Source organism: Cutibacterium sp. LaCa_255, assembly GCF_057458005.1.
Genome location: NZ_CP190956.1, coordinates 2,012,928 through 2,038,628, shown reverse-complemented (window position 1 = coordinate 2,038,628; position 25,701 = coordinate 2,012,928). Strand labels below are relative to the sequence as shown.

20 protein-coding genes and 1 pseudogene are annotated in these 25,701 nt (G+C 64.6%); 16 read left to right on the top strand and 5 right to left on the bottom strand.

Going from position 1 to position 25,701, the window contains the following annotated elements; genetic code table 11:
• Nucleotide 1 precedes the first annotated feature (1 nt).
• Genes ribH through purH form a run of 3 tightly spaced genes read left to right on the top strand, consistent with a single transcriptional unit; the run spans nucleotide 2 to nucleotide 2,703 of the window.
• Nucleotides 2-517, top strand: a complete 516-nt coding sequence (gene ribH, locus ACP8ML_RS09245) for a 6,7-dimethyl-8-ribityllumazine synthase (protein WP_016665978.1) — start codon at nucleotides 2-4, stop codon at nucleotides 515-517.
• Between the two features lie 9 nt (nucleotides 518-526).
• Nucleotides 527-1,156, top strand: coding sequence for a phosphoribosylglycinamide formyltransferase (purN, locus tag ACP8ML_RS09240; RefSeq protein WP_016665977.1), 630 nt, complete (start codon nucleotides 527-529; stop codon nucleotides 1,154-1,156).
• On the top strand, nucleotides 1,153-2,703 hold the full coding sequence (gene purH / locus ACP8ML_RS09235) for a bifunctional phosphoribosylaminoimidazolecarboxamide formyltransferase/IMP cyclohydrolase (RefSeq protein WP_117189647.1): 1,551 nt from the start codon (nucleotides 1,153-1,155) through the stop codon (nucleotides 2,701-2,703). The genes purN and purH overlap by 4 nt, the downstream gene beginning before the upstream one ends.
• A 77-nt stretch (nucleotides 2,704-2,780) precedes the next feature.
• Here the strand turns inward: purH and ACP8ML_RS09230 are convergent, their stop codons facing one another.
• Together ACP8ML_RS09230 and ACP8ML_RS09225 are read right to left on the bottom strand one after the other, a co-directional pair.
• Nucleotides 2,781-3,101: a hypothetical protein gene (locus tag ACP8ML_RS09230; RefSeq protein ID WP_171048660.1), complete on the bottom strand. Its 321-nt coding sequence runs from the start codon at nucleotides 3,099-3,101 to the stop codon at nucleotides 2,781-2,783.
• A gap of 307 nt (nucleotides 3,102-3,408) precedes the next feature.
• A complete protein-coding gene (locus tag ACP8ML_RS09225) occupies nucleotides 3,409-5,970 on the bottom strand; it encodes an alkaline phosphatase family protein (RefSeq protein ID WP_249361311.1) in 2,562 nt (853 codons plus the stop codon).
• An 85-nt stretch (nucleotides 5,971-6,055) separates the two neighbouring features.
• On the opposite strand from ACP8ML_RS09225, the pseudogene ACP8ML_RS09220 reads away from it, so the two are divergent.
• The 3 genes and pseudogenes from ACP8ML_RS09220 to ACP8ML_RS09210 all read left to right on the top strand — a co-directional run bounded on the left by ACP8ML_RS09220 (nucleotide 6,056) and on the right by ACP8ML_RS09210 (nucleotide 8,269).
• Nucleotides 6,056-7,062: pseudogene (locus ACP8ML_RS09220) on the top strand (hypothetical protein).
• Between the two features lie 14 nt (nucleotides 7,063-7,076).
• Nucleotides 7,077-7,940, top strand: coding sequence for a bifunctional methylenetetrahydrofolate dehydrogenase/methenyltetrahydrofolate cyclohydrolase (locus ACP8ML_RS09215; RefSeq protein WP_016665972.1), 864 nt, complete (start codon nucleotides 7,077-7,079; stop codon nucleotides 7,938-7,940).
• Nucleotides 7,937-8,269, top strand: coding sequence for a DUF3017 domain-containing protein (locus ACP8ML_RS09210; protein WP_117189650.1), 333 nt, complete (start codon nucleotides 7,937-7,939; stop codon nucleotides 8,267-8,269). Before ACP8ML_RS09215 ends, ACP8ML_RS09210 begins: the two co-directional genes overlap by 4 nt.
• 135 nt (nucleotides 8,270-8,404) lie before the next feature.
• Here ACP8ML_RS09210 and ACP8ML_RS09205 read toward each other — a convergent pair whose 3' ends face one another.
• The 3 genes from ACP8ML_RS09205 to ACP8ML_RS09195 all read right to left on the bottom strand — a co-directional run bounded on the left by ACP8ML_RS09205 (nucleotide 8,405) and on the right by ACP8ML_RS09195 (nucleotide 12,176).
• The gene (locus ACP8ML_RS09205) at nucleotides 8,405-9,760 is read right to left on the bottom strand and encodes an aldehyde dehydrogenase family protein (protein WP_117189651.1); all 1,356 of its coding nucleotides are present in this window, start codon (nucleotides 9,758-9,760) and stop codon (nucleotides 8,405-8,407) included.
• Between the two features lie 428 nt (nucleotides 9,761-10,188).
• The gene (locus ACP8ML_RS09200) at nucleotides 10,189-11,172 is read right to left on the bottom strand and encodes a malate dehydrogenase (protein ID WP_117189652.1); all 984 of its coding nucleotides are present in this window, start codon (nucleotides 11,170-11,172) and stop codon (nucleotides 10,189-10,191) included.
• A gap of 152 nt (nucleotides 11,173-11,324) precedes the next feature.
• Nucleotides 11,325-12,176, bottom strand: a complete 852-nt coding sequence (locus tag ACP8ML_RS09195; protein WP_065673810.1) for a formyltetrahydrofolate deformylase — start codon at nucleotides 12,174-12,176, stop codon at nucleotides 11,325-11,327.
• 206 nt (nucleotides 12,177-12,382) lie between these two features.
• On the opposite strand from ACP8ML_RS09195, the gene ACP8ML_RS09190 reads away from it, so the two are divergent.
• The 10 genes from ACP8ML_RS09190 (at nucleotide 12,383) to ACP8ML_RS09145 (ending at nucleotide 25,497) form a co-directional block, all read left to right on the top strand.
• Nucleotides 12,383-14,593, top strand: coding sequence for an NADP-dependent isocitrate dehydrogenase (locus ACP8ML_RS09190; RefSeq protein WP_117189653.1), 2,211 nt, complete (start codon nucleotides 12,383-12,385; stop codon nucleotides 14,591-14,593).
• On the top strand, nucleotides 14,590-15,738 hold the full coding sequence (locus tag ACP8ML_RS09185; protein ID WP_117189654.1) for a hypothetical protein: 1,149 nt from the start codon (nucleotides 14,590-14,592) through the stop codon (nucleotides 15,736-15,738). The genes ACP8ML_RS09190 and ACP8ML_RS09185 overlap by 4 nt, the downstream gene beginning before the upstream one ends.
• A 128-nt stretch (nucleotides 15,739-15,866) precedes the next feature.
• Nucleotides 15,867-17,273 carry a hemolysin family protein gene (locus tag ACP8ML_RS09180; protein ID WP_117189655.1) on the top strand — a complete coding sequence of 469 codons (1,407 nt, stop codon included), beginning with the start codon at nucleotides 15,867-15,869 and terminating at the stop codon, nucleotides 17,271-17,273.
• Nucleotides 17,270-18,508, top strand: a complete 1,239-nt coding sequence (locus tag ACP8ML_RS09175; RefSeq protein ID WP_117189656.1) for an aminoglycoside phosphotransferase family protein — start codon at nucleotides 17,270-17,272, stop codon at nucleotides 18,506-18,508. Before ACP8ML_RS09180 ends, ACP8ML_RS09175 begins: the two co-directional genes overlap by 4 nt.
• Before the next feature lie 192 nt (nucleotides 18,509-18,700).
• Nucleotides 18,701-19,822 carry a BMP family lipoprotein gene (locus ACP8ML_RS09170; RefSeq protein ID WP_171048656.1) on the top strand — a complete coding sequence of 374 codons (1,122 nt, stop codon included), beginning with the start codon at nucleotides 18,701-18,703 and terminating at the stop codon, nucleotides 19,820-19,822.
• Nucleotides 19,823-19,961: 139 nt separating this feature from the next.
• On the top strand, nucleotides 19,962-21,551 hold the full coding sequence (locus ACP8ML_RS09165; RefSeq protein ID WP_063279525.1) for an ABC transporter ATP-binding protein: 1,590 nt from the start codon (nucleotides 19,962-19,964) through the stop codon (nucleotides 21,549-21,551).
• Nucleotides 21,548-22,810, top strand: coding sequence for an ABC transporter permease (locus ACP8ML_RS09160; RefSeq protein ID WP_117189658.1), 1,263 nt, complete (start codon nucleotides 21,548-21,550; stop codon nucleotides 22,808-22,810). The genes ACP8ML_RS09165 and ACP8ML_RS09160 overlap by 4 nt, the downstream gene beginning before the upstream one ends.
• The gene (locus ACP8ML_RS09155; RefSeq protein WP_117189659.1) at nucleotides 22,807-24,165 is read left to right on the top strand and encodes an ABC transporter permease; all 1,359 of its coding nucleotides are present in this window, start codon (nucleotides 22,807-22,809) and stop codon (nucleotides 24,163-24,165) included. The genes ACP8ML_RS09160 and ACP8ML_RS09155 overlap by 4 nt, the downstream gene beginning before the upstream one ends.
• A gap of 1 nt (nucleotide 24,166) precedes the next feature.
• Nucleotides 24,167-24,580 (top strand): cytidine deaminase, encoded by a 414-nt coding sequence (locus ACP8ML_RS09150; protein WP_063279522.1) that lies wholly within the window; start codon nucleotides 24,167-24,169, stop codon nucleotides 24,578-24,580.
• Complete coding sequence (locus ACP8ML_RS09145; RefSeq protein WP_065673804.1) at nucleotides 24,577-25,497, top strand: RNase H family protein; 921 nt, start codon at nucleotides 24,577-24,579, stop codon at nucleotides 25,495-25,497. Before ACP8ML_RS09150 ends, ACP8ML_RS09145 begins: the two co-directional genes overlap by 4 nt.
• The last annotated feature ends 204 nt before the right edge of the window (nucleotides 25,498-25,701 follow it).

Sequence of the window (25,701 nt, the reverse complement as noted above, 5' to 3'; positions counted from 1 at the left end):
CATGAGCTCTCGTACTAATGCGGGGCCCGCCGCCCCTGATTTCAGCAACCTTGACGGCAGTGGCCTTCAGGTCGCCGTCGTCGCATCGCAATGGCATGACAAGGTCATGAATGGCCTGCTTGCCGGTGCCCTGCGTGGCCTGGCCGACGCAGGGGTGGCCGATCCCGTCGTCGTCAGGGTGCCGGGGTCCTTCGAACTCCCGGTGGCCTGTGCCGCCCTCGCCGACCACTTCGACGCCCTCGTTGCCCTCGGCGTGGTCATCAGGGGAGGAACACCGCACTTCGACTACGTCTGCGACGCCGCCACGCGGGGCATCACGGATGTCGCCGTACGCACCAGGACCCCCATCGGTTTTGGCGTCCTGACCTGCGATGATGATGCTCAGGCTCTCGACCGCGCGGGGCTGGAAGGGTCCCACGAGGACAAGGGACATGAGGCCGCTCAAGCCGCAGTCGCCACCTTCACGACCCTGTCCGCCGTCACAGCCTCGCGCCCCACACAGGCCTTGAGGGCTTAGGGTGGGGGCGTGACCGTTCGTGTTGTCGTGCTCGTCTCGGGCACCGGAACCCTGTTGCAATCCCTCATCGACAACCTGCCCGAAGAGGTGACCATCGTCGCCGTCGGCTCCGACCAGCCTGGCGCCGTCGCCCTGCAACGAGCCGAGAAGGCCGGCATCCCCACCTTTGCCGAGCCCCTCCCCAGGGCCGACGCCGACCAGCGGGTCACCATGAGGGCGGCCTGGGATGCGCGACTGACCGATGACGTCTCCCGGTTCGATCCTGACCTGGTCGTCTGTGCTGGCTTCATGAAGCTGCTCGGGACGACCTTCCTGGATCGTTTCGGGGGACGCACCATCAATTCCCACCCGGCCCTGCTGCCGTCCTTCCCCGGGATACACGGCCCCCGCGATGCCCTGGACTACGGAGTCAAGATCACCGGTGCCACCGTCTTCATAGTCGACGCCGGGGTCGACACTGGTCGGATCCTCGCCCAGCGGGCCGTGCCCGTCCTGACCGACGACACCGTCGAGTCCCTCCACGAACGTATCAAGGTGGAGGAACGAGAGATGCTCGTCGAAGTCGTCACAGAACTTGCCGGGGCTCGCCCCGGTACACAAGAACTCGGCACCGAACCGTCCCGGAAGGATCCACAGTGAGTGAACGTCAACCCATCCGTCGAGCCCTCGTCTCCGTCTATGACAAGTCTGGCCTTGGCCAGTTGGCCGAGGCCCTCATCGACGCCAAGGTCGAGGTCGTCTCGACCGGCTCGACCGCCAAGGAGCTGGCCTCCCACGGGGTGACGGTGACCGAGGTCAGTGAGGTCACCGGCTTCCCGGAGTGCCTCGACGGTCGCGTCAAGACCCTCCACCCGAAGATTCACGCCGGCATCCTTGCTGATCGCCGACTGGAGTCCCACCGTGATCAGTTGGCCGAGCTCGACGTCAAACCCTTCGACCTCGTGGTGTGCAACCTCTACCCCTTCTCCGAGACCGTGGCGCGCGGGGGAGATTTCGACGAGTGCATCGAGAAGATCGACATCGGTGGCCCGTCGATGGTCCGCGCGGCCGCCAAGAACCACGCGAGCGTTGCCGTCGTCACCAACCCTGACCAGTACGAGGACCTTGCCCGAGCCCTGTCCGAGGGCGGCTACACCGGCGAGGAGCGTCGCGTCCTGGCAGCCCGAGCATTCGCCCACACCGCTGCCTACGACGTCGCGGTGGCCACCTGGTTCACCACTCGCAACGGGGTCTCCGGCGAGGGAGTGCCTGCCTTTGTCGGCATGACTGGTGAGCTCATCCATCCGCTGCGCTACGGCGAGAACTCCCACCAAGCTGCTGCGGTCTACCAGAGCCCCGGCGAGCCCGGTCTGGCCGGAGCTCGGCAGCTGCATGGCAAGGCCATGAGCTACAACAACTACGTTGACACCAACTCGGCCCGTCGCGCCGCTTTCGACTTCGAGGAGCCGTGCGTCGCCGTCATAAAGCACTCCAATCCCTGCGGCATCGCCACCGGTTCGGACATTGCCGAGGCCCATCGCAAGGCCCACGCCTGTGACTCGCTGAGCGCCTTCGGCGGCGTCATCGCCACCAACCGCCCGGTCAGTGTCGCGATGGCCGAGCAGGTCGCTGAGATCTTCACCGAGGTTGTCGTCGCTCCCGGATACGAGGACGGGGCCGTGGAGATCCTGTCCCGCAAGAAGAACATCCGCCTGCTGGAGGCACCCGCGCCCGAGGTGGCCGGCTGGGAGCTGCGCCAGATCGACGGTGGGCTGCTGGCCATGGAGGCGGACGTCTTCCAGGCCGAGGGCGACGACCCGAGCCAGTGGACCCTCGCAGCTGGTGAGGCCGTCGACGATGCCACCCTGGCCGATCTACTCTTCGCGTGGAAGGCCTGCCGCTCGGTGAAGTCCAACGCCATCCTCCTGGCCCATGGCGGAGCCTCGGTCGGCGTCGGCATGGGTCAGGTCAACCGCGTCGACTCATGCCGTCTGGCCGTGGAGCGGGCCGGCGATCGCGCCGCCGGATCGGTGGCCGCATCCGACGCCTTCTTCCCCTTTGCCGACGGTCCTCAGGTTCTCATCGATGCCAACGTCAAGGCCATCGTCGAGCCGGGCGGATCGATTCGTGACGACGAGACCATCGAGGCCTGCCGCAAGGCTGGCGTCGCTCTCTATCTCACTGAAACGAGGCACTTCTTCCACTGATCCCGGCTCGAGGACCAACGACACGTGAAGGGGCCCGGACCATGATGGTCCGGGCCCCTCGTGGTTCTTCGGGAAGGTCAGTCGAGCTCAGCGATGTAATCCCACAGGGCGACGACGCGCTTGCCGTCAGGTGCCCAGCGAACCATGCCCTCGCCCGAGGAGGCAATGGTGTGGATCTTGAAGGTCACCTTCTGGCCCTTGTCAATCTTGGTGGGAATCGTCGATCCCTTGACCGGCTGAGCCCAGTGGTACTCACCGGCTTCGTCCTGGACGTTGAACTGCTTGACCGACAGCGGAACCGTCCCGGTTGCCTCGGAGACCGTCACCGTCCACGTGAGGTCTGCTTCCTCCGCGCCAACCTTCGTTCCAGGCGGGGCAGTAGGACCGTTGACGTTCATGACCACCGAGTTGCCACGATCAAGGTTCACCTTGACCTCGACTCCCTGATAGGAGAGGGCCGGCTTCTGGAGGGTTCCGACGACGGTTCCCGGGGCGCTCTGCGAGGGTAACCAGGAAGGCATGGACTGGGTAGCCAGCTGCTCGGCGGGGCTGCCAGCCTCGGCCGAGGCCGACGGCGCGGGCGAGGCAGCGTCGTGACCAGACGCCGAGCATCCCGAGATCAGGACGACACCTGAGCACAGACCGACGACGACAGCCCTGCGAAGGCCCGTGGCGATTGCGTGACGATTACTCATTCCCCACCTCTCAGCGTCGTTTGCGGCGGATAGCCCAGGCGGAGACGGCGGCACCGACGACGACCAGACCGGCAATTGCGGACTCCGCGGCAGCCGGGTCGGAAACCTCACCATTACCGGTGCGCGGCAGGCTGGGGCGCGAACCGTTGCCGTCGTCACCAGGAGCAGCGCCGGGGGCAGTGCTCCTGGTGGCGGTGGCAGTCGGGGCAGCGGAGGCGGGCGTGGATGCACTGGCCGAGGTGCTCGAGGTGGCGGTGGCAGTCGGGGCAGCGGAGGCGGGCGTGGATGCACTGGCCGAGGTGCTCGAGGTGGCGGTGGCAGTCGGGGCAGCGGAGGCGGGCGTGGATGCACTGGCCGAGGCGGACGGGTTCGGCTCAGTCGGTAGGTTGTTGAAGACGTCCTTGCCGAAGGTCCCCAGACCAGCCTGAGCAGCGAAACCGAGGTGGCCGTCTCCATCGAGACCGGTGGAGACGGTGCCAGCCTCAAGCTCGCGGGTGTCATTGCCCTTGGAGACCTCGAAGAGATCCTCCATGGTGCGCAGCCATGAGAAGTGGTTGTAGTAGGTGTTCGAGACGGTTCCCGGCTTGATGTACGGGGAGATGAGCACTGAACCGGTGGCGCCGCCGCCAGGGGTGGCGTCCTGGGCGTTGAAGGTGGCCAGCGGGGACTCGTCGTTAGCCAGATGGCCGGGGACACCAGTTGCCGACAAGGTCACTGAGGTGACGTCGGCGGTGGTCTTCAGAGGCTTGTCGTTGGCATCGACGATGACGAAGGAGGAGTTCGTCACATCATCCTTGGGATCGGCGACCATGTTCGGGCCCTGGTTGGCGACCTTGCCGACGTGGGCACCCTCGGGGATGCCTTCGCCGGTGACCTTGCGACCTAGATCAGTGACGGTGACCTTGCCGGTCAGCTTGGAGGTGCCAGCAGTGTTGCTGACGTCAATCGTCTTGGCCTTGGAGTAGCCCCAGCCGGCACCGGTGTTCTTGGCACCGTGTACGCAGTTGGACTTGTCGGCGTTCACCAGATCGGTGTCCTGTTCACAGGACGGCGGGCGGGTGATGTAACCGTTGTCACCCGGTCCTGGGAACAACTGGTTGCCGTGCTCGTCGGTCTCGAGGGTCGAGTTCGGGCCGGTCGGCTCCCAGTCGACGTTCTCACCGTTGATGTTCTGCCCGGCGAGGTCGGCCTTGACGTAGTTCTTCGACATCTTGGACGGCTTCGGGAAGGTGTTGGCATCGTACTTCTTGTACCCCTCCGCGAGATCCTTGATGGTCTGCGGGGAGTAGTTGTACAGCTCCTCCTTGCGAGCGGCCTTCGCAACGTCGGTGTCATCGGTGGCGTTGTTGAACGACATGTTCGTGAAGGGTGGGTTGGCCTCGTCGAAGGTGACGTCGATGAGTCCACCGTCCTTGAAGGCATCCGACTTCTCGATGAGCGGGATGTAGTAGCGCAGCCACAGATCAGCGGCGTAGAGGCCACCAGTGTGGTTCTTCGGCGGGGTGCTCAGCGGCTTGGAGTAGTCCGGCTTGCCGTCGGCGTCGAAGAGACCGGAAAGGTTGTTGCCCTTACAGGTGGCGTCGTGGGCGTCCGAGCAGTTGTTCGGGGTGATCCAGCTGAAGGCAGGCACCTCGTCCGCGGGCTTGGCCAGATCGGCGAGAAGTCCGTTGGACGGGTCGTCGGCGTTGGCAATGTGCTTGGAGTCCGACGGAATGCCACCGTCGGTCGGCTTGGTCAAGGAGTCCTTGCCAGTGCCGTCATTGCCGATGATGGAGTGGAACCACGGGAAGGGGAAGTGTTTGGCGACGTATTGGTCGTCAGGCTGAGCGCCGGTGAAGGAGGTGATGCCCTTGGCCTTGTCCTCCTCGGTCGGCTTCATGGCCTTGGGGTTCTTGTCCGGGGTGTTCTCCAGGGTGCCGGGAGAGCCAGCCAGGCCGTCCTCGCGTCCGGAGTGGTTGCGCAGGTCCTGGGCGTATCCCTTCCACGTGACGCCGGCGGCATCGAACTGGTTGAAGAGGGTGGGGACGTCCTTGGGGTAGGTGCAACCGTTCTTGCCGTCGGCTGCGTTCGGACCAGCCAACGAGAGAACCTGACCGTAGTTGTCGTCGCGCCCGAACTCCTTGCCGGTGTGACGGTCGATGATCGACGCGTTCGAGCCGAAACTGGTGTTGGCGACGTCGCAGTCGGACTGGAGGTCCATCTCGGCGGACTGTCCGGAGACCATCGAGGTGTAGTTGTCCTGCGAGTAGTGGCCGGTGCCGAAGTAGTGGGGGAGCAGAGCGCCCTGCTTCGGCAGCTCCTTCCACAGGTAGGAGTTCTGGTTGAGTCCGGAGAAAGTGGCGTCGTAGGACTTGTTCTCCAGGATGATGAGCCAGACGTGCTTGATCTTGCCGCTGGCAACGTTCGTCGAGGTGATGGTGGTGTGTTTCTTGGCGCTGCTGGATGCGCCAGGTGTGGCTTTGTTTTCGGGCTGGGCATGGCTTGCGATCGGCGCGACGAACCCGAAGGCAGCCATGCCGGCAGCAACTGAGGCGCTCACCAATCGGGTGAGGCGAGAATGCGGTGTGTGCATGGCACCGGTCTACCTGCAGGAGTCGGAGGATGAGAGAGTAGCCGGTAAACAGTGAGGGAAGTGCTGGTGAATGTGTGGTGATGACATGCCAGTGACGACGTGGGTGGCACTGGGACGTCAAGCCTCTGCCGTGGCCGCCAGATGGCTTCGTGACGGTTACTGTCTCGGTGGCGCACCGTTCCAGTGGATTCCTGCGGACACCCTCGTCGTGCCATGGTTCTGCTGTCAGACGATGGTCACTCCGTGGCAATTGGAGGGGTACCGGGTGCGACGGGTGGAGATCGGGGACGATTTCCTGGCCGACGCTGACTCCGTGGCCGCAACCATCGCGTCATGTCGACAACGACGTGAACACCCGGTGGTGCTGAGCTGCGAGACCTTTGGCATCCAGCCCGGTTCGGCCTTGACTGAGGTCTTCGAAGAAACCCGACGAAACCACATTCCCGTGGTCGTCGATCGCACCCACTCCTTCCTGGGGCCATCGTCGTCACCGGCTGACGTCGACGTCGTCAGCACCCGAAAGCTCCTGCCCCTGCCCGAGACCGCGTGGGTCAAAGCCGCTCACGACCTGTCGGGTCTGGTGGGAGCACGCGATGAGAGGGATGAGCTTCTCACGGCCGCGCGACGACAGTTCCTGGCCAGACGGGGACTGGCCGCCTTTGAGGCGGCGGAGGACCTTGCCGACGAGTGCTGGGCCCCAGTACCACCCAATGACGACGCACGTCGAGAGTTCGAGGCGTGTGATCTGGCCGGGTACGCCCGGCTCGTCGAAAGGACCAGGGACGACGTGGTGGCCGGGCTGTCCGGGACGGGGGCGATCCGTGTGGTCAATCCGGGAGCCTCCTGTCCAGTCGTCTTTCAACATCCGGATGCCGGGGAGATCGCTGACAGATTGCGAGGTGTCGGTGTCGTCGGCCCGTTGCACTGGGATCGCCCGCGTCACCTGGACGTCGAGTGGCCCGACGATCTCGTCAGCCTTCCGCCGGTGATGGACGTGAACACCATTGATCGGGTCATTGACGTTGTCACCACGGTCGTCGACAGGTGAGGGACCGTGTCTCGTGGAAAGATGGTGGCCCGTTGAGGCCGTGACACAAGGAGGATCCATGACCGCTCAGAAACTCGACGGCAAGGCCACCGCCGCCGCCATCAAGTCCGAGCTTGCCGAAACTGTGGCAGTCCTACGCGACAAGGGAGTTGTCCCGGGGCTGGGAACGGTGCTCGTCGGGGATGATCCGGCGTCGCATCAATACGTTGCCGGTAAGCATCGTGACTGTGCCCAGGTGGGCATCGAGTCGATTCGGGTCGACCTACCGGGAGATGTCACGGCGGAGGATCTTGCTCAGGAGATTCGTGGGCTCAACGCCAATCCGCGCTGCACCGGGTACATCGTCCAGCTGCCGCTGCCTCGCCACATCGACACCAACTGGGCTCTCAACCTCATTGATCCCAACAAGGACGCTGACGGTCTGACCCCCGCCTCCCTGGGGCGTCTGGTGCTCAACGAGCCGGCTCCGTTGCCGTGCACTCCGCGTGGGATCGTCGAGCTGTTGACCCGGCACGGGATCGAGCTGCCGGGAGCCAATGTCTGCGTGGTGGGTCGCGGAACGACGGTTGGTCGGCCGCTGGGACTGCTGTTGACCCGGCGTACCGAGAACTGCACCGTCACCCTGTGCCACACCGGTACCCGCAACCTCGCTGACCACACCCGGCAGGCCGACATCATCGTCGGCGCGGCCGGGTCTCCGGGACTCATTGATGCGAGCATGATCCGCGAAGGAGCTGTGCTCGTCGACGTCGGGGTGTCGCGGTCGGCGGAGGGGAAGATCCAGGGAGACTTCGCCCCTGACGTGTGGGACAAGGCCGCGTGGGTTTCGCCAAACCCGGGCGGAGTCGGTCCGATGACCCGCGCCATGCTGCTGTCCAACGTCGTCGACAGGGCTGAGCGGCTCGCTGCGGATCCTTCATGAGCCGACTGACGCCTGAAGCGCCCACCGGACGTGCCACCCGACGACCGCGACGCAATGACCGTCGTGCCGCGTCAAAGAGGCACCTGGAGTCCTGGTGGGCGCTGACCGTGTGCCTGCTGGGGGTCGCCGCGTCCGCAATCGTCATGGGGACGGGGCACTGGAGGCGCGGGGCGGTGGTCTTCGCTGCCTCGGTGCTGCTGGGAGGCGTGTTGAGGGCTGTGTTGCCTGACAATCTCGCCGGACTGCTGGCAGTACGGGCACGGTGGGTGGATTCGGTGTTTCTGCTAGGGCTGGGATCCCTCATGGTCGTCGTCATCCTGACGAGGTGACAGTTCCGACAACGTACATGTCACCAGAAACGCACCTGCGCCAGCTCTGCTCCACCTGGGAGTAGTGGCGCAGGTGACTGTTGGATCAATGTGCGTCCAGGACACTCAGCTCAATGTGCGTCCAAGACGCTCAGCTCAATGTGCGTCCAAGACGCAACGACGCCGACGGGCGAAACTGCGGGCCGAGGTCAATCCCTCACCGGTCGGCCCGGCGATGGTGAAGGTGGCGAACCCCTCGCCGTTGATGCCGATGCCGGCGAAGGACGGTCCATTCTTGACGAAGATCGTGGTCTGGATGCGGCGGGCCATGAGGTCGAGGCGCGACACGTCCTTGGAGTGCATGATCGCGGTGTGGCGGTTGCCGTGCTCCAGCTCCACGGCCAGGTCGATGGCGGCGAGATAATCGGTGGCGGGCACCACCGGGACGACCGGCATGAGCATCTCGACCTGGACGAAGGGGTCCAGCGGGTCGGTGATCATGGTGATGAGTCGGGTGTCCTGCTCGGGCTCGATGCCTGCTGCGCGCAGGATCTTCTGAGCATCCTGGCCCACCCACGCGGTGTTGGGCTTGGTGCCTGAGGGATCGAGCAGCAAGGACCGCAGCTTGACGAGGTCCTCACGATCGCTGATGACCTGGGCGCCATTGGCCTGCAGCGCGGCCATGAACTCTGGCAGCACCGAGGCGACGACGATCATCTCCTTCTCGGCGGTGCACGGCAGGTTGTTGTCGAAACTGGCTCCCTGGACGATGTCAGCAGCGGCCTTGGCAATGTTGGCGGTCTCGTCGACGACGACAGGCGGGTTGCCCGACCCGGCTCCGATGGCCTTCTTGCCGCTCGAGAGCACCATGTTGACGATCTGCGGCCCACCGGTCGCCACCAACATCGTGATGTCCGGGTGGCTGATGAGCTTCTTGGTGGTCTTCGGGGTCGGGTTCGCGATGAGGGTGATGAGGTTGGCGGGGGCGCCGGTTGCCATCATCGCGCGGTTGAGGACGTCGACCAACCAGGCGCTGAGGTGTCGGGCCCTCGGGTGGGGGCTGAAGACGACGGTGTTACCTGCCGAGAGCATGCCGATGGTGTTGCAGATGATGGTCTCGGTGGGGTTGGTCGTCGGGGTGACGGCGCCGATGACCCCGTAGGGGCTGTACTCGAGGGTGGTGAGTCCGTCATCACCCTGATGGGCCTCCATGACGAGGTCCTCCACACCGGGAGTGCGAGTCGCAGCGTAGCGGTTCTTGAGTACCTTGTGATGGGCGTTGCCCATCCTGGTCTCCTCGACGGCCGCACTGGCCATGTACTCCAGGCGGTCCTGCTGGGTCGCGGCCTCGCGGACGGCATCGACGAAGGCGCGACGCTGGGCCAGGGAGCATTCCGAGAAGGCGACGAAGGCCCTACGGGCGGCGCCCACTGCAGAATTGACATCGTTGAAGACTCCGGCGAGGTCCTCGACGCTGGGTTCGGTGACGGGACGTTCGGCTGTGATGGTCATGGCTGTTGGCTCCTTCGGGTGTGGAGTCCTGGGGAGATCCGCCTCCTTGCGGTGGACATCAGGACATCTGATGCCTCGACCATAGGAATGGCCAATCTCGTTCGTCCAGAGCTAAACCAAGAACGGGTCCGAGGTGCAGTGGAGGCAAACCTGTGTGTGCACTGATGTGCATTTCAAAGGAAGAATCAGTTGTGGTCTTTGCCACTGTTCTCCGAAGGCGGTAGAACCTCGTCAAATCCTGTTGTAACAGGATGACAAGCATCATTGCGAGCGGTCTCGGTGGTCTGAATCACTGCACATTCGTGCAGGGGTGTGGTGCATCTCTCCAGACGGACGACAACCTGCTCATAATTCCGAAAATGGCGTCACAACGCGCAGAACGGGCCCGGAACCGAAGTTCCCGGGCCCGTTCGTCAGTAGTCAGTCGATCAGATGAGGCCGAGCTCCTTGACGGCGTCGCGCTCGTCGGAGAGCTCCTTGACGGAGGCGTCGATCTTGGCGCGCGAGAAGTCGTCGATCTCGAGACCCTGGACGATCTCGACCTTGCCGTCCTTGATGGTCACGGGGAAGGAGGAGATGAGGCCTTCCGGCACTCCGTAGGAGCCGTCGGACGGGATGGCCATGGAGACCCAGTCACCCTCGGGGGTGGAGCCCATCCAGTCGCGCATGCACTCGACGGTGGCATTGGCAGCTGAAGCAGCCGAGGAGGCGCCACGTGCGTCGATGATGGCAGCGCCGCGCTTGGCGACGGTCGGGATGAACTCGTTCTCGATCCAGGCCTCATCCACCAGCTCGGTGGCCTTCTGGCCGGCGACCTCGGCGTGGAAGACGTCGGGGTACTGGGTGGAGGAGTGGTTGCCCCAGATGGTCATGTGGCGCACGTCGTTGACGGTCTTGCCGGTCTTACGGGCCAGCTGCGTCTTGGCGCGGTTGTGATCCAGACGGGTCAGGGCGGCGAAGTGATCGTTCGGGATGTCGGCCGCGTTGGTGGCGGCAATGAGGGCGTTGGTGTTGGCGGGGTTGCCGGTGACGAGAACGCGAACGTCGTCGGCGGCGACCTCGTTCAGGGCCTTGCCCTGGGCGGTGAAGATGGCACCGTTCTTGGTGAGCAGGTCGGAACGCTCCATACCGGCCTTACGGGGCATGGCGCCGACGAGGAAGGCGGCGTTGGCTCCGTCGAAGACCTTCTTCGGGTCGTCGCCGATCTCGATGTTCACGAGGTTGCCGAAGGCGCAGTCGTCAAGCTCCATGACGACACCCTCGAGGGCCTTGAGGGCCGGGGTGATCTCGAGAAGACGAAGCTCGATGGGAGTGTCCCCGAGCAGCGAACCGGAGGCGATGCGGAACAGCAGGCTGTAGCAAATCTGGCCGGCAGCACCGGTGACGGCAATCTTGACTGGGGTCTGGGTCATGGATCTCTCCTTGAAAGTCCTCGATGACACTTGGCTATTTCAAAGCCTACTCGCGGCGGCAGCGCGAGATTGGTCGGGGGAGTCATTCGCATCAGGAACAGGTCGCTGTGGTGAGAATTCTCCCGTCGTGCGCCCAGCGGTTGCGCGGGCCCTCAGCTGAGGATGACGGTACGCATGCCATCCAGGAAGGTGCGATGTTCGGCGAAGAGGCGCACCGCCTCGTTGAGGGTCGCCGACTCGGTGTCCTGTCCGACGGCCGTCAGTTGGGCGACGGTCTGGGAATGATCGACGCGCTGGACCCGCTGCTCGATGATGGGCCCCTCGTCGAGGTCGACGGTAACGAAATGGGCCGTGGCGCCGATGAGTTTGACCCCGCGGGAATGGGCCTGGCGGTAGGGGCTGGCCCCCTTGAAGCCGGGCAGGAACGAGTGGTGGATGTTGATGCATCGGCCCGACAGCTGCTCGCAGAGCTCGGGTGAGAGGATTTGCATGTAGCGGGCCAGGACCACCAACTCGACGTCGAGATCGTCGACGGTGCGCAGTACCTCCTCCTCGAAGGCCGGCTTGGACTCCTTGTCGACCTCCTGCCACCGGAACGGCACCCTGTGGAACTCCGCCAGGTTCGCGAGATCAGGATGGTTGGCCATCACCTGCACGACGTCTATGGGTAACCGTCCGGTATCTCGGTTGAACAGCAGGTGCGACAGACAGTGAGGTGCCGTGGACGCGAGGACGAGGGTGCGGACCGGACGTCCCAGCTCGTCGATGCGGAATGTCGCGTGGTAGCGCTGAGCCAGTTCCGCCACAGCGGATTCCAGGTCAGCTCGGCTGCTCACCGACTCGACCTGCAACCGGATGAAGAAGTTTCCGGTGTCGGCGCTGGTGAATTGCTGGCATTCGGTCAGGTTTCCGCCAACCTGAGCACACGCCCCGGTGACGGCATGGACGAGTCCTGGCTGATCGGGGCTGGTCCAGGTGACGACGAGCTCGTGGGGTTCCGACATGACCGGTACGGTAGTCGGCCCAACCCCATGGGGAGGGTAGTTTCGAGGAGCGGATTGAGGGACGGCTGCGGCCTTCGGGGTGTTCCGCAATGTTTCATCGCTGCTCGGGCTGTTTTGCCCACTTCCTCCACTATTGTGATGAACAGTGCCGCACCGGGCCTTCGACGGCCGCATCGCGGCGTTCCCTCGACCACAGGAGTTCGTGCATGCCCACCATCGTCTGGACCAAGATCGACGAGGCCCCCGCCCTCGCGTCGTATTCCCTGCTGCCCATCGTGGAGGGATTCCTCGACGAATCAGGTATCGACATCACGACCTCGGACATCTCCCTGGCCGGGCGAATCCTGGCTCAGTTCCCGGATCGTCTGGCCGAGGGTCAGAAGGTGGCCGACCATCTGGCCGAGCTCGGCGAGCTCACTGGCTCCCCTGACGCCAACATCATCAAGCTGCCGAACATCTCCGCCTCCGTCCCACAGCTCAAGGCCGCGATCGCTGAGCTGCAGTCCCGGGGATACGACCTGCCGGATTTCCCGGACAAGCCCTCCACCGACGAGGAGAAGGAGACAGCCGCCCGCTACGCCGCCGTGCTCGGCTCGGCCGTCAACCCGGTGCTGCGTCAGGGTAACTCTGACCGTCGTGCCCCCGCCGCCGTCAAGGCGTACGCCAAGGCCCATCCGCACCGCATGGGTAAGTGGTCCGATCAGGTCAAGGCTCGCGTCGCCCACATGGATCATGGGGACTTCTTCGACCACGAGGAGTCCTTCGTCTCCAAGGGCCAGGACCTCGACATCGTTCTCGTCGGGGCTGACGGCTCCGAGACCACCCTCGCCAATGGCATCAAGACCCTCGAGGGAGAGGTCGTCGACGCCACCTACATGTCCGTCGATGCCCTCGACGAGTTCTATGCCTCCTCCTTGGCCCTGGCCAAGGAGGAGGACCTGCTGTGGTCGGTCCACCTCAAGGCGACGATGATGAAGGTCTCCGACCCGGTCCTCTTCGGACACGCGGTGCGTACCTTCCTGGCCAACGTCTTCGACAGGTACGGCGATGATCTCGACTCCGTCGGGGTCAACCCGGATCTCGGTCTGGGCGATCTCTACGCCCGTCTGGAGAAGCTCCCGACCGACCGCGCCGCAGAGGTCAGGGCTGCCATTGATTCCGCCTTCCAGGCCCGTCCGGCCCTGGCCATGGTCGATTCCGACCACGGCATCACCAACCTGCACGCCGGCAACCTCGTCATCATCGACGCCTCGATGCCGGTCGTGGTCCGCGACTCCGGCTGCATGTGGAATGCCGAGGGTAAGCGTCAGGAGACCCTCGCCTGCATCCCCGACCGCAGCTACGCGACGATGTACGCCGCGATCATGGACGACTGCCGTCAGAACGGCGCCCTCGACCCTGCCACCATGGGCGATGTCCCGAACGTCGGCCTGATGGCCCAGAAGGCCGAGGAGTACGGCTCCCACCCGACGACCTTCACGGTCGTCCACGATGGCCGCGTCGAGGTGCGGTCCGGAGACGAGGTGCTGACGAGCCAGCAGGTTGAGACGGGCGACATCTGGCGCATGAGCCGGGTGCGAGACGTCCCGGTGCGCGACTGGGTGCGTCTGGCCGTCGAGCGAGCCCGCATCACCAACACCCCGGCCGTCTTCTGGCTCGACGAGAATCGCGCCCACGACGCCCGGGTCATCGAGAAGGTCAAGGCATACCTGCCCGAGCACGATACCGAGGGTCTGGACATCCGAATCCTCGCCCCCGCCGAGGCCATGAAGTTCACCCTGGAACGCATCCGTCGCGGAGAGGACACCATCTCGGTCACCGGCAACGTGCTGCGTGACTACCTCACGGACCTCTTCCCGATCCTTGAGATCGGCACCAGCGCCAAGATGCTCTCGGTCGTCCCACTGCTGGCCGGTGGCGGCCTGTTCGAGACCGGTGCTGGCGGCTCGGCTCCCAAGCACGTCGCCCAGTTCGTCGCTGAGGACTACCTGCGCTGGGATTCACTGGGCGAGTTCTGCGCCCTGGGCGCCTGCCTCGAACACATCGACCAGACCACCGATGGCACCAAGGCCGGAGTTCTCGCCGCCACCCTGGACAAGGCCATCGGTGCCTTCCTGGAGAACGACCGCTCTCCCGCACGCAAACTCGGTCAGATCGACAACCGTGGCTCGCACTACTGGCTGGCCCGATACTGGGCTAGCGAGTTGGCTGCCCAAAAGGATGACCCCGAGCTCGCCGACCGGTTCTCCGACGTGGCCACCGAGCTGGCCGCCCGCGAGGCCCAGATCCTTGACGAGCTCAACGGTGTCCAGGGCAATCCGGTGGACATGGGCGGTTACTACCACCCCGACGAGGAACTCGTGGAGGATGCCATGCGCCCCAGCACCACCCTCAACGCCATCATTGACTCCCTGTGAGCACTGGCCGGACTCCGGCCGTGCCTGACGACGTCGACCGATGCCGGTGGTTTATCACTATCGGCGTCGGTCTTCTCGTGTGGGTGACCCAACGCCTCGTCCTTGTTGCGGCCCTGGCGCCGGACGGTGAGGTCATTTCGCGCCTGACCCGATGGGACGGGAAGTGGTACTCGATCATTGCTGTGGGCGGATACCACTGGCCACACACCGTCTTCGGGCACACTGACCCGTGGTCGTCCGATCTCGCCTTCCTACCAGGCCTGCCAGCACTGGGCCGAGCCGTCATGCTGACGACGGGTCTGTCCGCTCGACCGGCCGTCTTCGTCGCCGGACAGATGGGGTTCTTGCTGGCCGCCGGGGTCGTCACCGCCATCGGTCTACGGATCGCGGGGCCGACGGCGGCCGTCATGCTGGTGGTGTGCTGGGGAGCCGCGCCGCGAGCCGTTGTCGAGTCGATGGGGTACACCGAGGGGTGGTTCATCGCTCTCGTCGGGCTGGGATTGTTGGCCATCCTGTCGGAACGGTGGCTCCTTGCTGGAGCCTGCGTCGGAGCCGCGGGGCTTTTCCGGGCATCCGTGGCCCCGGTGTGCATCGTCTTTGGACTGGCATGGTTGACGAGCGTGTTCTCCACGGTGCAGCGCGACCAGCGGTGGCGTCGCTTCGTGGGAATGGCGCTCAGCCCACTCGGATTGCTGACATGGTTCCTCATCGTCGCCTGTCGAACTGGCAAGTGGAATGGCTACCTACTGGTCCAGAAGGCCTGGGGGAGCGAGATGGGTACCCCAGCCGATACCTGGACATTCATTCAGGGGAAGCTGTCACAACCGCCATGTGACTGGCGGTATTTTGGTCTCGTCGCACTGTCATGGTGCCTGTACCTCCTCCTCGGCCTCGTCACGGCGGTTCGCCAGGAGAATGTCTGGCTGACGGTCTACGTTCTCGTCACCGTGGTCTTCGTGGGGCTCATGCAAGGATTCTTCAATGCGAAGGCTCGGTTCCTCCTGCCCGCGTTCCCGGCATTTCTGCCGGTGGCGAGACTGTTGGCCAGCTGTCCGCGATGGGTCCAGGTGGTTTTCGTCTTTGCTGTGACGGGGATCTCGACGTGGTGGAGCTTGGACGTTCTGAGCGGCAATATTTCGCCCTGACCACTTCTTCCTTGGAGTTTTGCCGCGCAGAACCCTTATTCTTGGTCCTATGCACAACGATGACCGGGAGGGCGATAGTCCCGACACCTTCATCCTTGCCTCCATGACGAGAGGAATGGTGAAGGTCCGTGGCTGACGTCCTTGAGAACGCCGCCATCATTCTGCTGTTCATCCTCCTGGGAGGAGTGTTCTCGGCTGCCGAGATGGCGCTGGTGAGCCTCCGCGATTCCCAGGTCAAGCAATTGGCGGCCACCCGTGGATCGCGCGGCCGCTCGATCCAGCAGCTGCAATCAGATCCCAACCGCTTCCTGTCTGCTGTCCAGATTGGCGTCACCCTGTCGGGTTTCCTGGCCTCGGCATTCGGTGGTGCCACACTGGCGAATGAGCTCGCGCCGGTTTTTGAGTCCTGGGGAATGTCGGCCTCCGTTGCCGGCACCGTCGCCCTCGTCATCATCACGATCATCATTTCTTATTTCTCGATCGTGTTGGGAGAGCTGGTCGCCAAGCGGCTGGCCATGCAACGAGCCGAGGGGTTCTCCCTGGTGCTGGGCCCGATGGTCAACGGCATTGCGACCCTGTTCCGCCCGATCATCTGGTTCCTGGGTGTCTCGACCGATTTCGTCGTCAAGATCCTTGGTGGTGACCCCGCAGCTGCCCGCGAGGAGGTCACCGACGAGGAGATCCGCTCGATGGTCGTCTCGTCGGCCACCTTGGGTGACGAGGAGCGCACCATCCTCGACGAGGTCTTCGCCGTCGGGGAGAAGTCCCTGCGTGAGGTCATGGTGCCCCGAACCGAGGTGGACTTCCTGCAGGGGTCGATGAAGGCCGTTCAGGGGGCCCAGGTGGTCCGGGACGGATCCCACTCCCGCTACCCGGTCATCGACGGCTCGGCGGACCGAGTGCTCGGATTCGTCCACGTACGTGACCTGCTCGAGCTCGATCCCCAGATCCGTAACAGCCGGGTGTCCCAGCTCGTGCGCACCGTCGTCTCCCTGCCCGACACCGTGAAGGTGCTCAAGGCCCTCACGGAGATGCGTCGAGCCCATGCCCACCTGGCCATCGTCCTTGACGAGTACGGCGGCACGGCCGGCATCGTCACCTTGGAGGACCTCGTCGAGGAGATCGTCGGCGACATCACTGACGAGTACGACACCGTCGAGCCCTCCGATTTGGCCCACGTCCGACAGCGTGACATCGACGGTCTGACGACCATCGAGGAGTTCGCGGAGAAGGTCGGTCTGGTACTGCCCGAGGGGCCCTACGACACCGTCGCCGGATACTTCATGGCCCAGACCGGACAGGTTCCTGTCAAGGGGGCCCAGGTCGACGTCCACCTCTACCCGGTCGGTTTCGTGGCCGAGGAGGAGAACGAGGACGAGGAACCCACTCCCAATGTCGAACTGACGGTGACCGAGGCCGACGGCCTTCGTGCTGCATGGCTGAGGATTCGTAGGCTCGACGCGCCGGCTGCTCCGATCGTGACCGCTGGAGCCTCTGCTGCCCCGCGCCCCCAGCGGGAGGCGGCAAGCGCGTGAGACGACCTGCGTGGCTCGGCGGTCCTGGGAAGGACGCTGACGGGGCGGTTCTGCTCACCAGCCCGGAAGCCGAAGAACTGCTGAAGGCGGCCGTCGAGCACGCCGGCGGGATCCTGCTGGAATGGCACCTCGACCATGTCGACGCCAACCCCGGCCAGTCCACCACAGCGACCTACCAGGCGCGTGTGCACTGGCCGACGGGGGAGCGGCAGGAGCTCTTTGGTATGAGTGCTCGTGCCAGTGGTCCTGCGATGACCGATTCTCGCGCGGACATCTACGTTGACGGCTCGCGGGAGGTCGCCGTGTGGCGGTACCCCGACGATCCCGACCTGCCGGGGTTGTCCCGGGCCGCCTATCCCGAACAGATGGCGGCCATCATCTCGGACCTGGGGTTGGTCGACGGTCGCGTCAGTGCCGATCAGATCAACCTTCGGATGATCGGGTACCGGCCCAGGCGTCGCGCGGTGTTATGCGTGGAGGTCGCCAACCGACGCCTCTACGTCAAGGTGCTACGCGATGGCATCTTCCAGGCGACCGTGGCCCGACATGATCTCCTCACGCGTGCTTCCGTGCCGAGTCCCCGCGTCGCCGGGATCACTGACGACAATCTGCTCTTCCTGACCGAATTGCCGGGGCACCCTCTCAGCAAGGCCCTCTTCGAACTCGGGAATCCTTGCACCGCCGAGAGTCTTGTCGGGCTGCTCGACCAGCTCCCTCCGCAGGTGTGCGACCTGCCCCGACGATCCTCGTGGAGTGACTCGGTGGACCATTACTGTCGCATGGTCGCTGCCGCAATGCCCGATCAACAAGCTCGCCTGGACAGGATGGCGCGGATCATTTCCCAGGGGTTGATGGGTGTGCCACAGGGCAACGAACCCACCCATGGTGACTTCCATGAAGGTCAGATCCATGTCTGGAATGGTCAGGTGTGCGGGATTCTCGACGTCGACACCATCGGACCGGGCCGTCGTGCCGACGATCTCGCCTGCCTGGTGGCCCATCTGTCGACGGTGCAACACATGAATGCCGTCCAGGCCGACCGGGTGCGGCAGATCTTGGCGGCCTGGGTGCCCGTCTTCGATTCCCGAGTTGACCCGGTGGAGCTGAGATTGCGCTCCGCCGCGGTGGCGATATCACTGGCCACCGGTCCTTATCGCAGCCAGGAGGCGAACTGGGGCCCTGAGACGCTGTCGATCATCGACGCGGCGGAGGCCCTGGTCAATCAGGTCGCGTGATGGCCTCATTCGTCCCATGAATTGGACGCACCGGCGAGAAGTGGGGTGGCATTTTCCCACTTCCTGGGCTCAGTTTGTCCGTTGAGGTGTCGATTCCGCTACGGAAGGGTTACAGTTTGATGGCCCGATCGGCGAAACCTGCCACATGGGCTCCCCATTCGTCGGATCATCGTCTGCTCCAGGAGGCAGTCCGTGAAGAAGTCACACCTCGCTATTCCCGCTGTTCTTGCAGCCGCAGCGCTGTCGCTGTCGGCGTGCGCGCAGGCTCCGGACGCGTCCTCGGGGTCCTCGTCGAGTTCCACCGCCACCTCGGCGACCGCAAAGGACAACTCGAACTCTGGTGAGTTCAAGGCCTGCATGGTCTCCGATTCCGCCGGTTTCAACGACAAGTCCTTCAACGAGACCTCTATGCAGGGCCTCAGCAAGGCCGCCAGCGACCTCGGTGTCAAGACCGCCAAGGTGGAGTCGAAGGACGACAAGGACTACGCCACCAACCTGCAGTCCATGGTTGACGCCAAGTGCTCGATCATCGTCTCCGTCGGATTCCTGCTCGAGAAGCCCACCGTGGCTGCTGCCAAGGCCAACCCGAACGTCGAGTTCGCCATTGTCGACGACAACCCTCAGGGCGCCCCGTCGAACTTCAAGCCGCTGATCTTCAACACCGCTCAGTCCTCCTTCGAGGCCGGCTACCTGGCCGCCTCGCTGACCAAGACCGGCAAGGTGGCCACCTTCGGCGGCATGAAGATCCCGACCGTGACCATCTTCATGGACGGCTTCGCCCAGGGTGTCGATTACTACAACAAGCAGAAGAGCAAGTCGGTGCAGGTCATCGGCTGGAACGCCGAGAAGCAGGACGGCCAGTTCGTTCCGCAGCCCAACCCGTTCCAGAACGTCTCTGGTGGTAAGACAACCGCTCAGGCTCTGCTCAACCAGGGTGCGGACATCATCCTCCCGGTCGCTGGTAACGCTGGCAACGGCGCTCTGCAGGCCGTGAAGTCCTCCGGCGGCAAGGCCAACGCCATCTGGGTCGACGGCGACGGCTGCAAGACCCAGCCCTCCTACTGCTCCAACATCATCACCTCGGTGTACAAGGGCATGGACGTCGCCGTGTTCGACGCCATCAAGGCTGCCAAGGACGGAAGCTTCGACAGCAAGCCGTACATCGGCTCCCTCGAAGACAATGGCACCGGCCTGTCCCCGTTCCACGAGTTCGACTCCAAGATCCCCGCTGAGGTCAAGGACGAGCTGAAGACGATCAAGGCCGACATCACCTCCGGCAAGATCAAGATCACCTCGAAGGCTCAGCCCAAGTGAGCGTGAAGCGCGAACTCGGTTCGCGCAGCTCCTGAGTTGCCAACCACGTGAGCCGACGACGCGCCGATCTCCACGGGAGGTCGGCGCGTCGTCGTCGGTTCACACGACATCAGGGAACAGACGTGGAAGGATCTGCCCCGTGACAATGAACACCACCGCTGTCCCACCCGGCGACCGCGCTCCAGTCAAGGAAGGACTGAGTCTGCGCGGAGTCACGAAGAGATTCGGGACGCTTACGGCCAACGACCACATCGACCTCGACATCGTTCCCGGGCGCATCCATTGCCTGCTCGGTGAGAACGGTGCCGGCAAGTCGACCCTCATGAACATCCTGTACGGGCTGCTGCCCTCGGACGAGGGATCGGTCTACATCGATGGCGTGGAGCAGCACTTCGACAATCCCAAGCAGGCCATGGCGGCCGGTATCGGGATGGTCCACCAGCATTTCATGCTCGTCAACGTGTTCACGGTGGCCGAGAACATCGTGCTCGGACGAGAGGAATCGACTGCCGGTGTGCTGTCGATGGGACGAGCCCGCTCGAAGGTGCGCGAGCTGTCTGATCGCTATCACTTCGACGTCAACCCGGACTCGGTGATCGAGAACCTGCCGGTCGGCGTCCAGCAGCGCGTCGAGATCCTCAAGTCCCTGGCCAATGACGCCAAGTACCTCATCTTGGACGAGCCCACCGCCGTGCTCACCCCGCAGGAGATCGACGAGCTCATGGCGGTCATGAAGACGCTGCGCGACGAGGGCCGAGCCATCGTCTTCATCACCCACAAGCTGCGCGAGGTCCGTGCCATTGCTGACGACATCACGGTGGTTCGTCGCGGCAAGATCGTCGGCGAGGCCTCTGCCGATCAGTCCGAGGCCGAGCTTGCCGAGATGATGGTGGGTCGAGCCGTCAAGCTGGTCGTCGACAAGGACGAGGCCAGACCGACCGGGCCACGTCTCGAGGTCGAGAACCTCACGGTGGCCGATGACCTCGGATCTGTCGTCGTCGACAATGTCTCTCTCACCGTCGAGGGCGGGGAGATCCTTGGTGTCGCCGGTGTGCAGGGCAACGGCCAGACCGAACTTGCGTCGTCCCTGCTCGGTCTCATCAAGCCGACCTCAGGGTCCATCCGCATCGACGGCAAGGACACCACCGGCGCGGCCCCGATCAAGACCATCGGAGCTGGCCTGGGATTCGTGCCTGAGGATCGTCAGCGTGACGGTTTCGTCGGGGAGTTCTCCATCGCGGAGAACCTCATCCTGAACCAGGTGGGTGCCTACTCCAAGCACGGCAACCTTCAGCTCAGGCGCATCGCTGACAACGCCCGCGACCGCGTCGAGGAGTTCGACATCCGTACTCCCTCGGCATCGCTTCCGGTGTCCTCCCTGTCGGGTGGTAACCAGCAGAAGGTCGTCCTGGCTCGCGAGCTGTCGCGTCCGCTGAGTGTGCTCGTGGCATCACAGCCGACCCGTGGGGTGGACGTTGGCGCCATCGAGTTCCTGCACCAGCGGATCGTCGAGGAACGGGACAACGGCACCGCCGTGCTCATCGTTTCCACCGAGCTCGACGAGATCGAGGCGTTGTCGGACCGCATCGCGGTGATGTACCGCGGTCGTATCGTCGGCATCGCCCCGACGGGAACTCCCCGCGACGTCCTCGGCCTCATGATGGCCGGATTCAGTTATGACGAGGCGTGTGACAGCGTCGCCAAGGGACACAAGGAGGTCTCGGAATGAGTACCGAATCCCCGAAGCCCACCCCGTCGAAGGAGACGACGGCGCCTGCCGCGACCAAGGTGGAGCCCAAGCCGCCTCGCTCCTTCCGGTGGAATGACCTGTGGGTGACGATTGCCGCGTTCGTGCTGGCCTTCATCGTCTCGGCCATCGTCATGGTCGCTGCGGATCCGGAGATCAACAAGGAGTGGAGCTATCTCTTCTCCCGTCCTGACGCCCTGACCGATTCCTGGGCTCAGGTCTCCTCGGCCTACGCCGCCCTGTTCCAGGGAGCCTTCGGGTCCTGGCAGGCCCTCACTGCGACGACGGCCCAGTCCGCGCCGCTCATCTGTGGTGGTCTTGCCATCGGTCTGGGCTTCAAGGCTGGCCTGTTCAATATCGGTGGTCAGGGCCAGGCCATTGCCGGAGCGACGCTGGCTGCCTGGGTGGGATTCAACTTCCACTCCCTGCCGCTGCCCATCCACCTGCTGTTCGCCGTGATTGCCGGTTTCGTGGGCGGAGCCATCTGGGGTGCCATCGCCGGCGTCCTCAAGGCCCGCGCTGGCGCCAACGAGGTCATCGTGACGATCATGCTCAACTACATCGCCAGTGGTCTGTTGGCGTGGTTGTTGACGACGAAGGCCTTCCAGATGCCTGGTCGTACCGACCCGATCGCCCCGATCGTCGACTGGAACGCCACCTTCCCACGGCTGGCCGGGTCCCAGTTGCACCTGGGATTCTTCCTGGCTCTGCTGCTGGCCGTGGGCACCTGGTGGCTGCTGGATCGCACCCATCTGGGCTTCCAGATCCGCGCAGTCGGTGCCAACCCGAATGCCTCGGCCACTGCCGGTATGAACACCAACTCGATCATCGCCTGGACCATGGTCATCTCCGGTGGCCTGGCAGGTATGGCCGGGGTCGAGGTCGCCCTGGGCCCGATCTCGGGAGCCACCCCGACCCAGCTGTCCATCGGCCTGGTCGGAACCATCGGCTTCGACGCCATCACGGTGGCCCTGCTGGGCCGCTCCAAGCCGCTCGGCATCGTGCTGGCCGGTCTGTTCTGGGGAGCCATGAACCAGGGTGGTCTGCGCATGCAGGCCATGACCCAGACCTCTCTGGACCTCGTCCGAGTAATCCAGGCCGTCATCGTCATGTTCGTGGCAGCGCCGATGCTGGTCAAGACGATCCTGCCCTTCCTCAAGACGCGCAAGGAAAAGCGAGGCAGGAACCGTGACCGCGGTCCGGTCCCGGCTGACACCACCACGAAGGGGGCCCTGGCATGAGCCCGGCATCGCGTTTTCCTCGTCCCACCACGTCCGACATCACCAAGACTGGTGTGGAGCTGCCCCCCGAGGCCAGCGAGGGCCTCGACAAGGAGCTGGAGTTCGAGCGGGTGGAATCCCGCGAGGGTCGCACCCACCGTCTGTCGGCGGGCGTGCTCATCGCCATCATGGCGGTGATCCTGTTCTTCCTGCTGAGCAAGACCTCCGGCAAGGCCCACTTCGCCTTCACGGATGCCCTGGCCGGCAAGGAACTGGGAACCCTGACCGTCTCCGGTTTCCCGATCGCCCTCGTCAGCGCCATCGCGTGTCTGTTGGCGTCCGCTGCCTTCTTCATGGGCCGTAGCCGTCACACCCTCACCGTCACCGCCGGTGTGGTGGCCGGCGTCGCGATCATCATCGGATTCCTGAGCTGGGCGGCCGCCGGCCGTGAACTGCCCTTCCAGGTGGCCGGCCAGTTGCAGGGCACCTTGTCGGTGGCCACCCCGCTGGTCCTCGGCGCCCTCTGCGGTGTCATGTGCGAGCGTGCCGGCGTCGTCAATGTCGCCATCGAGGGTCAGATGCTCACTGCAGCCTTCGCTGCGGCCCTGGTCGGATCGATGACCCACTCGGTCTTCGCGGCCATCGTCGCGGCGATCATCGCCTCGGTGCTGACTGCCGCCCTGCTCGCCGTCTTCACCATCAAGTACTTCGTCGACCAGGTCGTCATGGGCGTGGTGGTGAACCTCTTCGCATCCGGCCTGACAGGCTTCCTCTACACTCAGCTGCTCTCGCCCGAGGCCGAGAAGTACAACACTGCGCCGATTATGGAGGCGGTGCCGATTCCGGTGCTGTCCAAGATCCCGTTCTTCGGCCCCATCTTCTTCGACCAGACGATCTTGGTGTACATCGGCTTCCTCTGCATCCCGCTGGTGTGGTTCCTGCTGTGGCGCACCAAGTGGGGTCTGCGGGTGCGTTCCGTGGGTGAGCATCCCGAGGCTGCCGACACCGTCGGTATCTCCGTCGCCAGTGTTCGTTGGTCGGCCGTGCTTGTCGGTGGCGTCTTCGCCGGTCTGGGCGGTGCTTACTTCACCATCGGTACCGTCGGATCCTTCTCGAAGGACATCACGGTGGGTAATGGCTTCATTGCCCTGGCGGCCCTCATCATGGGCCGCTGGCGTCCGGGCCTGGCTGCCGTCATGGCACTGTTCTTCAGCTTCGTGACACAGCTGTCCACCGAGCTGTCGACGATCAGCGCCCCGATGCCCTCGCAGTTCCTGCTCATCCTGCCGTACATCGCGACGATCGTCGCCGTCGCCGGGCTAGTGGGCAAGGTGAGGTCGCCAGCAGCCGACGGCACCCCGTACATCAAGGAGTGACGTGGACGTCAACTGGGAGGCGCTGCGCCGTCGCGCCCGTGAACTGACCAAGCGTGCCTATGCGCCGTACTCCCACTTCCCTGTAGGCGCGGCCGGACTTGCCGAGGATGGTCGCGTCGTCGTCGGGTGCAATGTCGAGAACGCTGGCTACGGCGTCACCCTGTGTGCCGAGTGCGGGTTGATCAGCGATCTGGTGGCCGGGGGAGGGGGACATCTCCTCGCCTTCTGCTGCGTCGATGCGATGGGTGCGACGATCATGCCGTGCGGACGGTGTCGTCAGCTGCTGTGGGAACATGGCGGTCCGACGATGCTCATCGACACCCCGGCAGGGGTGCAGACGATGGCCGAGGTGCTGCCGCAGGCATTCGGCATCGACGACCTGGACCGAGTAACCAACCAACAGGAGAAGTCATGATCGTGGCCGCCGCCGATGGGTCCTCCCTCGACAACCCGGGACCAGCCGGCTGGGCCTGGTACATCGACGACGACACCTGGGCTGCGGGCGGTTGGCCGCGCGGCACGAACAACATGGGCGAGCTCATGGCCGTCCTCGACCTGCTACGGTCCACCGGCGGCCTCGGCGAGTCGCTGACAATCCTGTGTGACTCCCAGTACGCCATCAATTGCTGCACCAAGTGGATGCCAGGATGGAAGCGCAAGGGGTGGCGCAAGGCCGACGGAAAACCCGTCCTCAACCGTGACCTGCTCGAGCAGATCGACGTCCAGCTGCGTGGGCGTGACGTCACCTTCGAGTGGGTCAAGGGGCATGCGGGCCATGCCCTCAACGAGGCCGCGGACATGCGAGCCCGGGCCGCTGCCACCGCTTTCCGGGACGGCACCCCGGTCGACCACGGACCGGGGATGACAGTTGCCGACGATTCCCTCTCGCCCGGATCGGACCGGTCCCAGGAGGCCGTCGAAGCCCAGTCAGAGCTGTTCGACCTTCCGCCCGCCCCCGCCAATCCCGACCAGGTGCTCACTGCCGAACTCGTCGCCTTGGAGCGCCGACTCGTCGACCCCGACCCCTACCGGCGTCAGAGGGCGTTGACCGAGCTGCTCGACGAGGACTTCGTCGAACACGGGGTGAGCGGGAGGATCTGGACGAGGGGCCGTGTGCTGGCCGAGGCCCGAAGTCAGACACTCGGAAGCCGTGTCGGCATCGAGGCGCTGGGCGTGGTGAGGCTGTCCGAGCAGACCGTCCTGCTGCGCTGGCGCCACCGGTCCGGGGCGCGGGAGTCGTTGCGCGCGTCGCTGTGGCGGCGCGGCCCTCATGGGTGGAAGCTGATCTTCCATCAGGGTACGGTCGTACGAGATGGTGGGGGATACCGGTAATACACATATCTGCCGCCATGAGGTGACTGTCCTGTCTTTGGTCGGGGAAAGCGTGGGCATGGTGCACAAGCGGTTCTCGAGGCGTGACTGGTTCATGGGGGCCACCCTCATGGCTCTCACCGGATGCGCGGAGAATTCCAGTGAGGGGCCGCGAGCGGCTCGTCCGGCGAGGAGTCCGGGGCGTCGACCGCCCCGAATGGGACG

What these genes read in the sequence shown, in the direction of transcription:
- ribH (WP_016665978.1), top strand. Translation starts at nt 2, where the DNA reads ATGAGCTCTCGTACTAATGCGGGGCCCGCCGCCCCTGATTTCAGCAAC.
- ACP8ML_RS09230 (WP_171048660.1), bottom strand. Translation starts at nt 3,101, where the DNA reads ATGAACGTCAACGGTCCTACTGCCCCGCCTGGAACGAAGGTTGGCGCG.
- ACP8ML_RS09225 (WP_249361311.1), bottom strand. Translation starts at nt 5,970, where the DNA reads ATGCACACACCGCATTCTCGCCTCACCCGATTGGTGAGCGCCTCAGTT.
- ACP8ML_RS09215 (WP_016665972.1), top strand. Translation starts at nt 7,077, where the DNA reads ATGACCGCTCAGAAACTCGACGGCAAGGCCACCGCCGCCGCCATCAAG.
- ACP8ML_RS09210 (WP_117189650.1), top strand. Translation starts at nt 7,937, where the DNA reads ATGAGCCGACTGACGCCTGAAGCGCCCACCGGACGTGCCACCCGACGA.
- ACP8ML_RS09205 (WP_117189651.1), bottom strand. Translation starts at nt 9,760, where the DNA reads ATGACCATCACAGCCGAACGTCCCGTCACCGAACCCAGCGTCGAGGAC.
- ACP8ML_RS09200 (WP_117189652.1), bottom strand. Translation starts at nt 11,172, where the DNA reads ATGACCCAGACCCCAGTCAAGATTGCCGTCACCGGTGCTGCCGGCCAG.
- ACP8ML_RS09195 (WP_065673810.1), bottom strand. Translation starts at nt 12,176, where the DNA reads ATGTCGGAACCCCACGAGCTCGTCGTCACCTGGACCAGCCCCGATCAG.
- ACP8ML_RS09190 (WP_117189653.1), top strand. Translation starts at nt 12,383, where the DNA reads ATGCCCACCATCGTCTGGACCAAGATCGACGAGGCCCCCGCCCTCGCG.
- ACP8ML_RS09160 (WP_117189658.1), top strand. Translation starts at nt 21,548, where the DNA reads ATGAGTACCGAATCCCCGAAGCCCACCCCGTCGAAGGAGACGACGGCG.
- ACP8ML_RS09155 (WP_117189659.1), top strand. Translation starts at nt 22,807, where the DNA reads ATGAGCCCGGCATCGCGTTTTCCTCGTCCCACCACGTCCGACATCACC.
- ACP8ML_RS09145 (WP_065673804.1), top strand. Translation starts at nt 24,577, where the DNA reads ATGATCGTGGCCGCCGCCGATGGGTCCTCCCTCGACAACCCGGGACCA.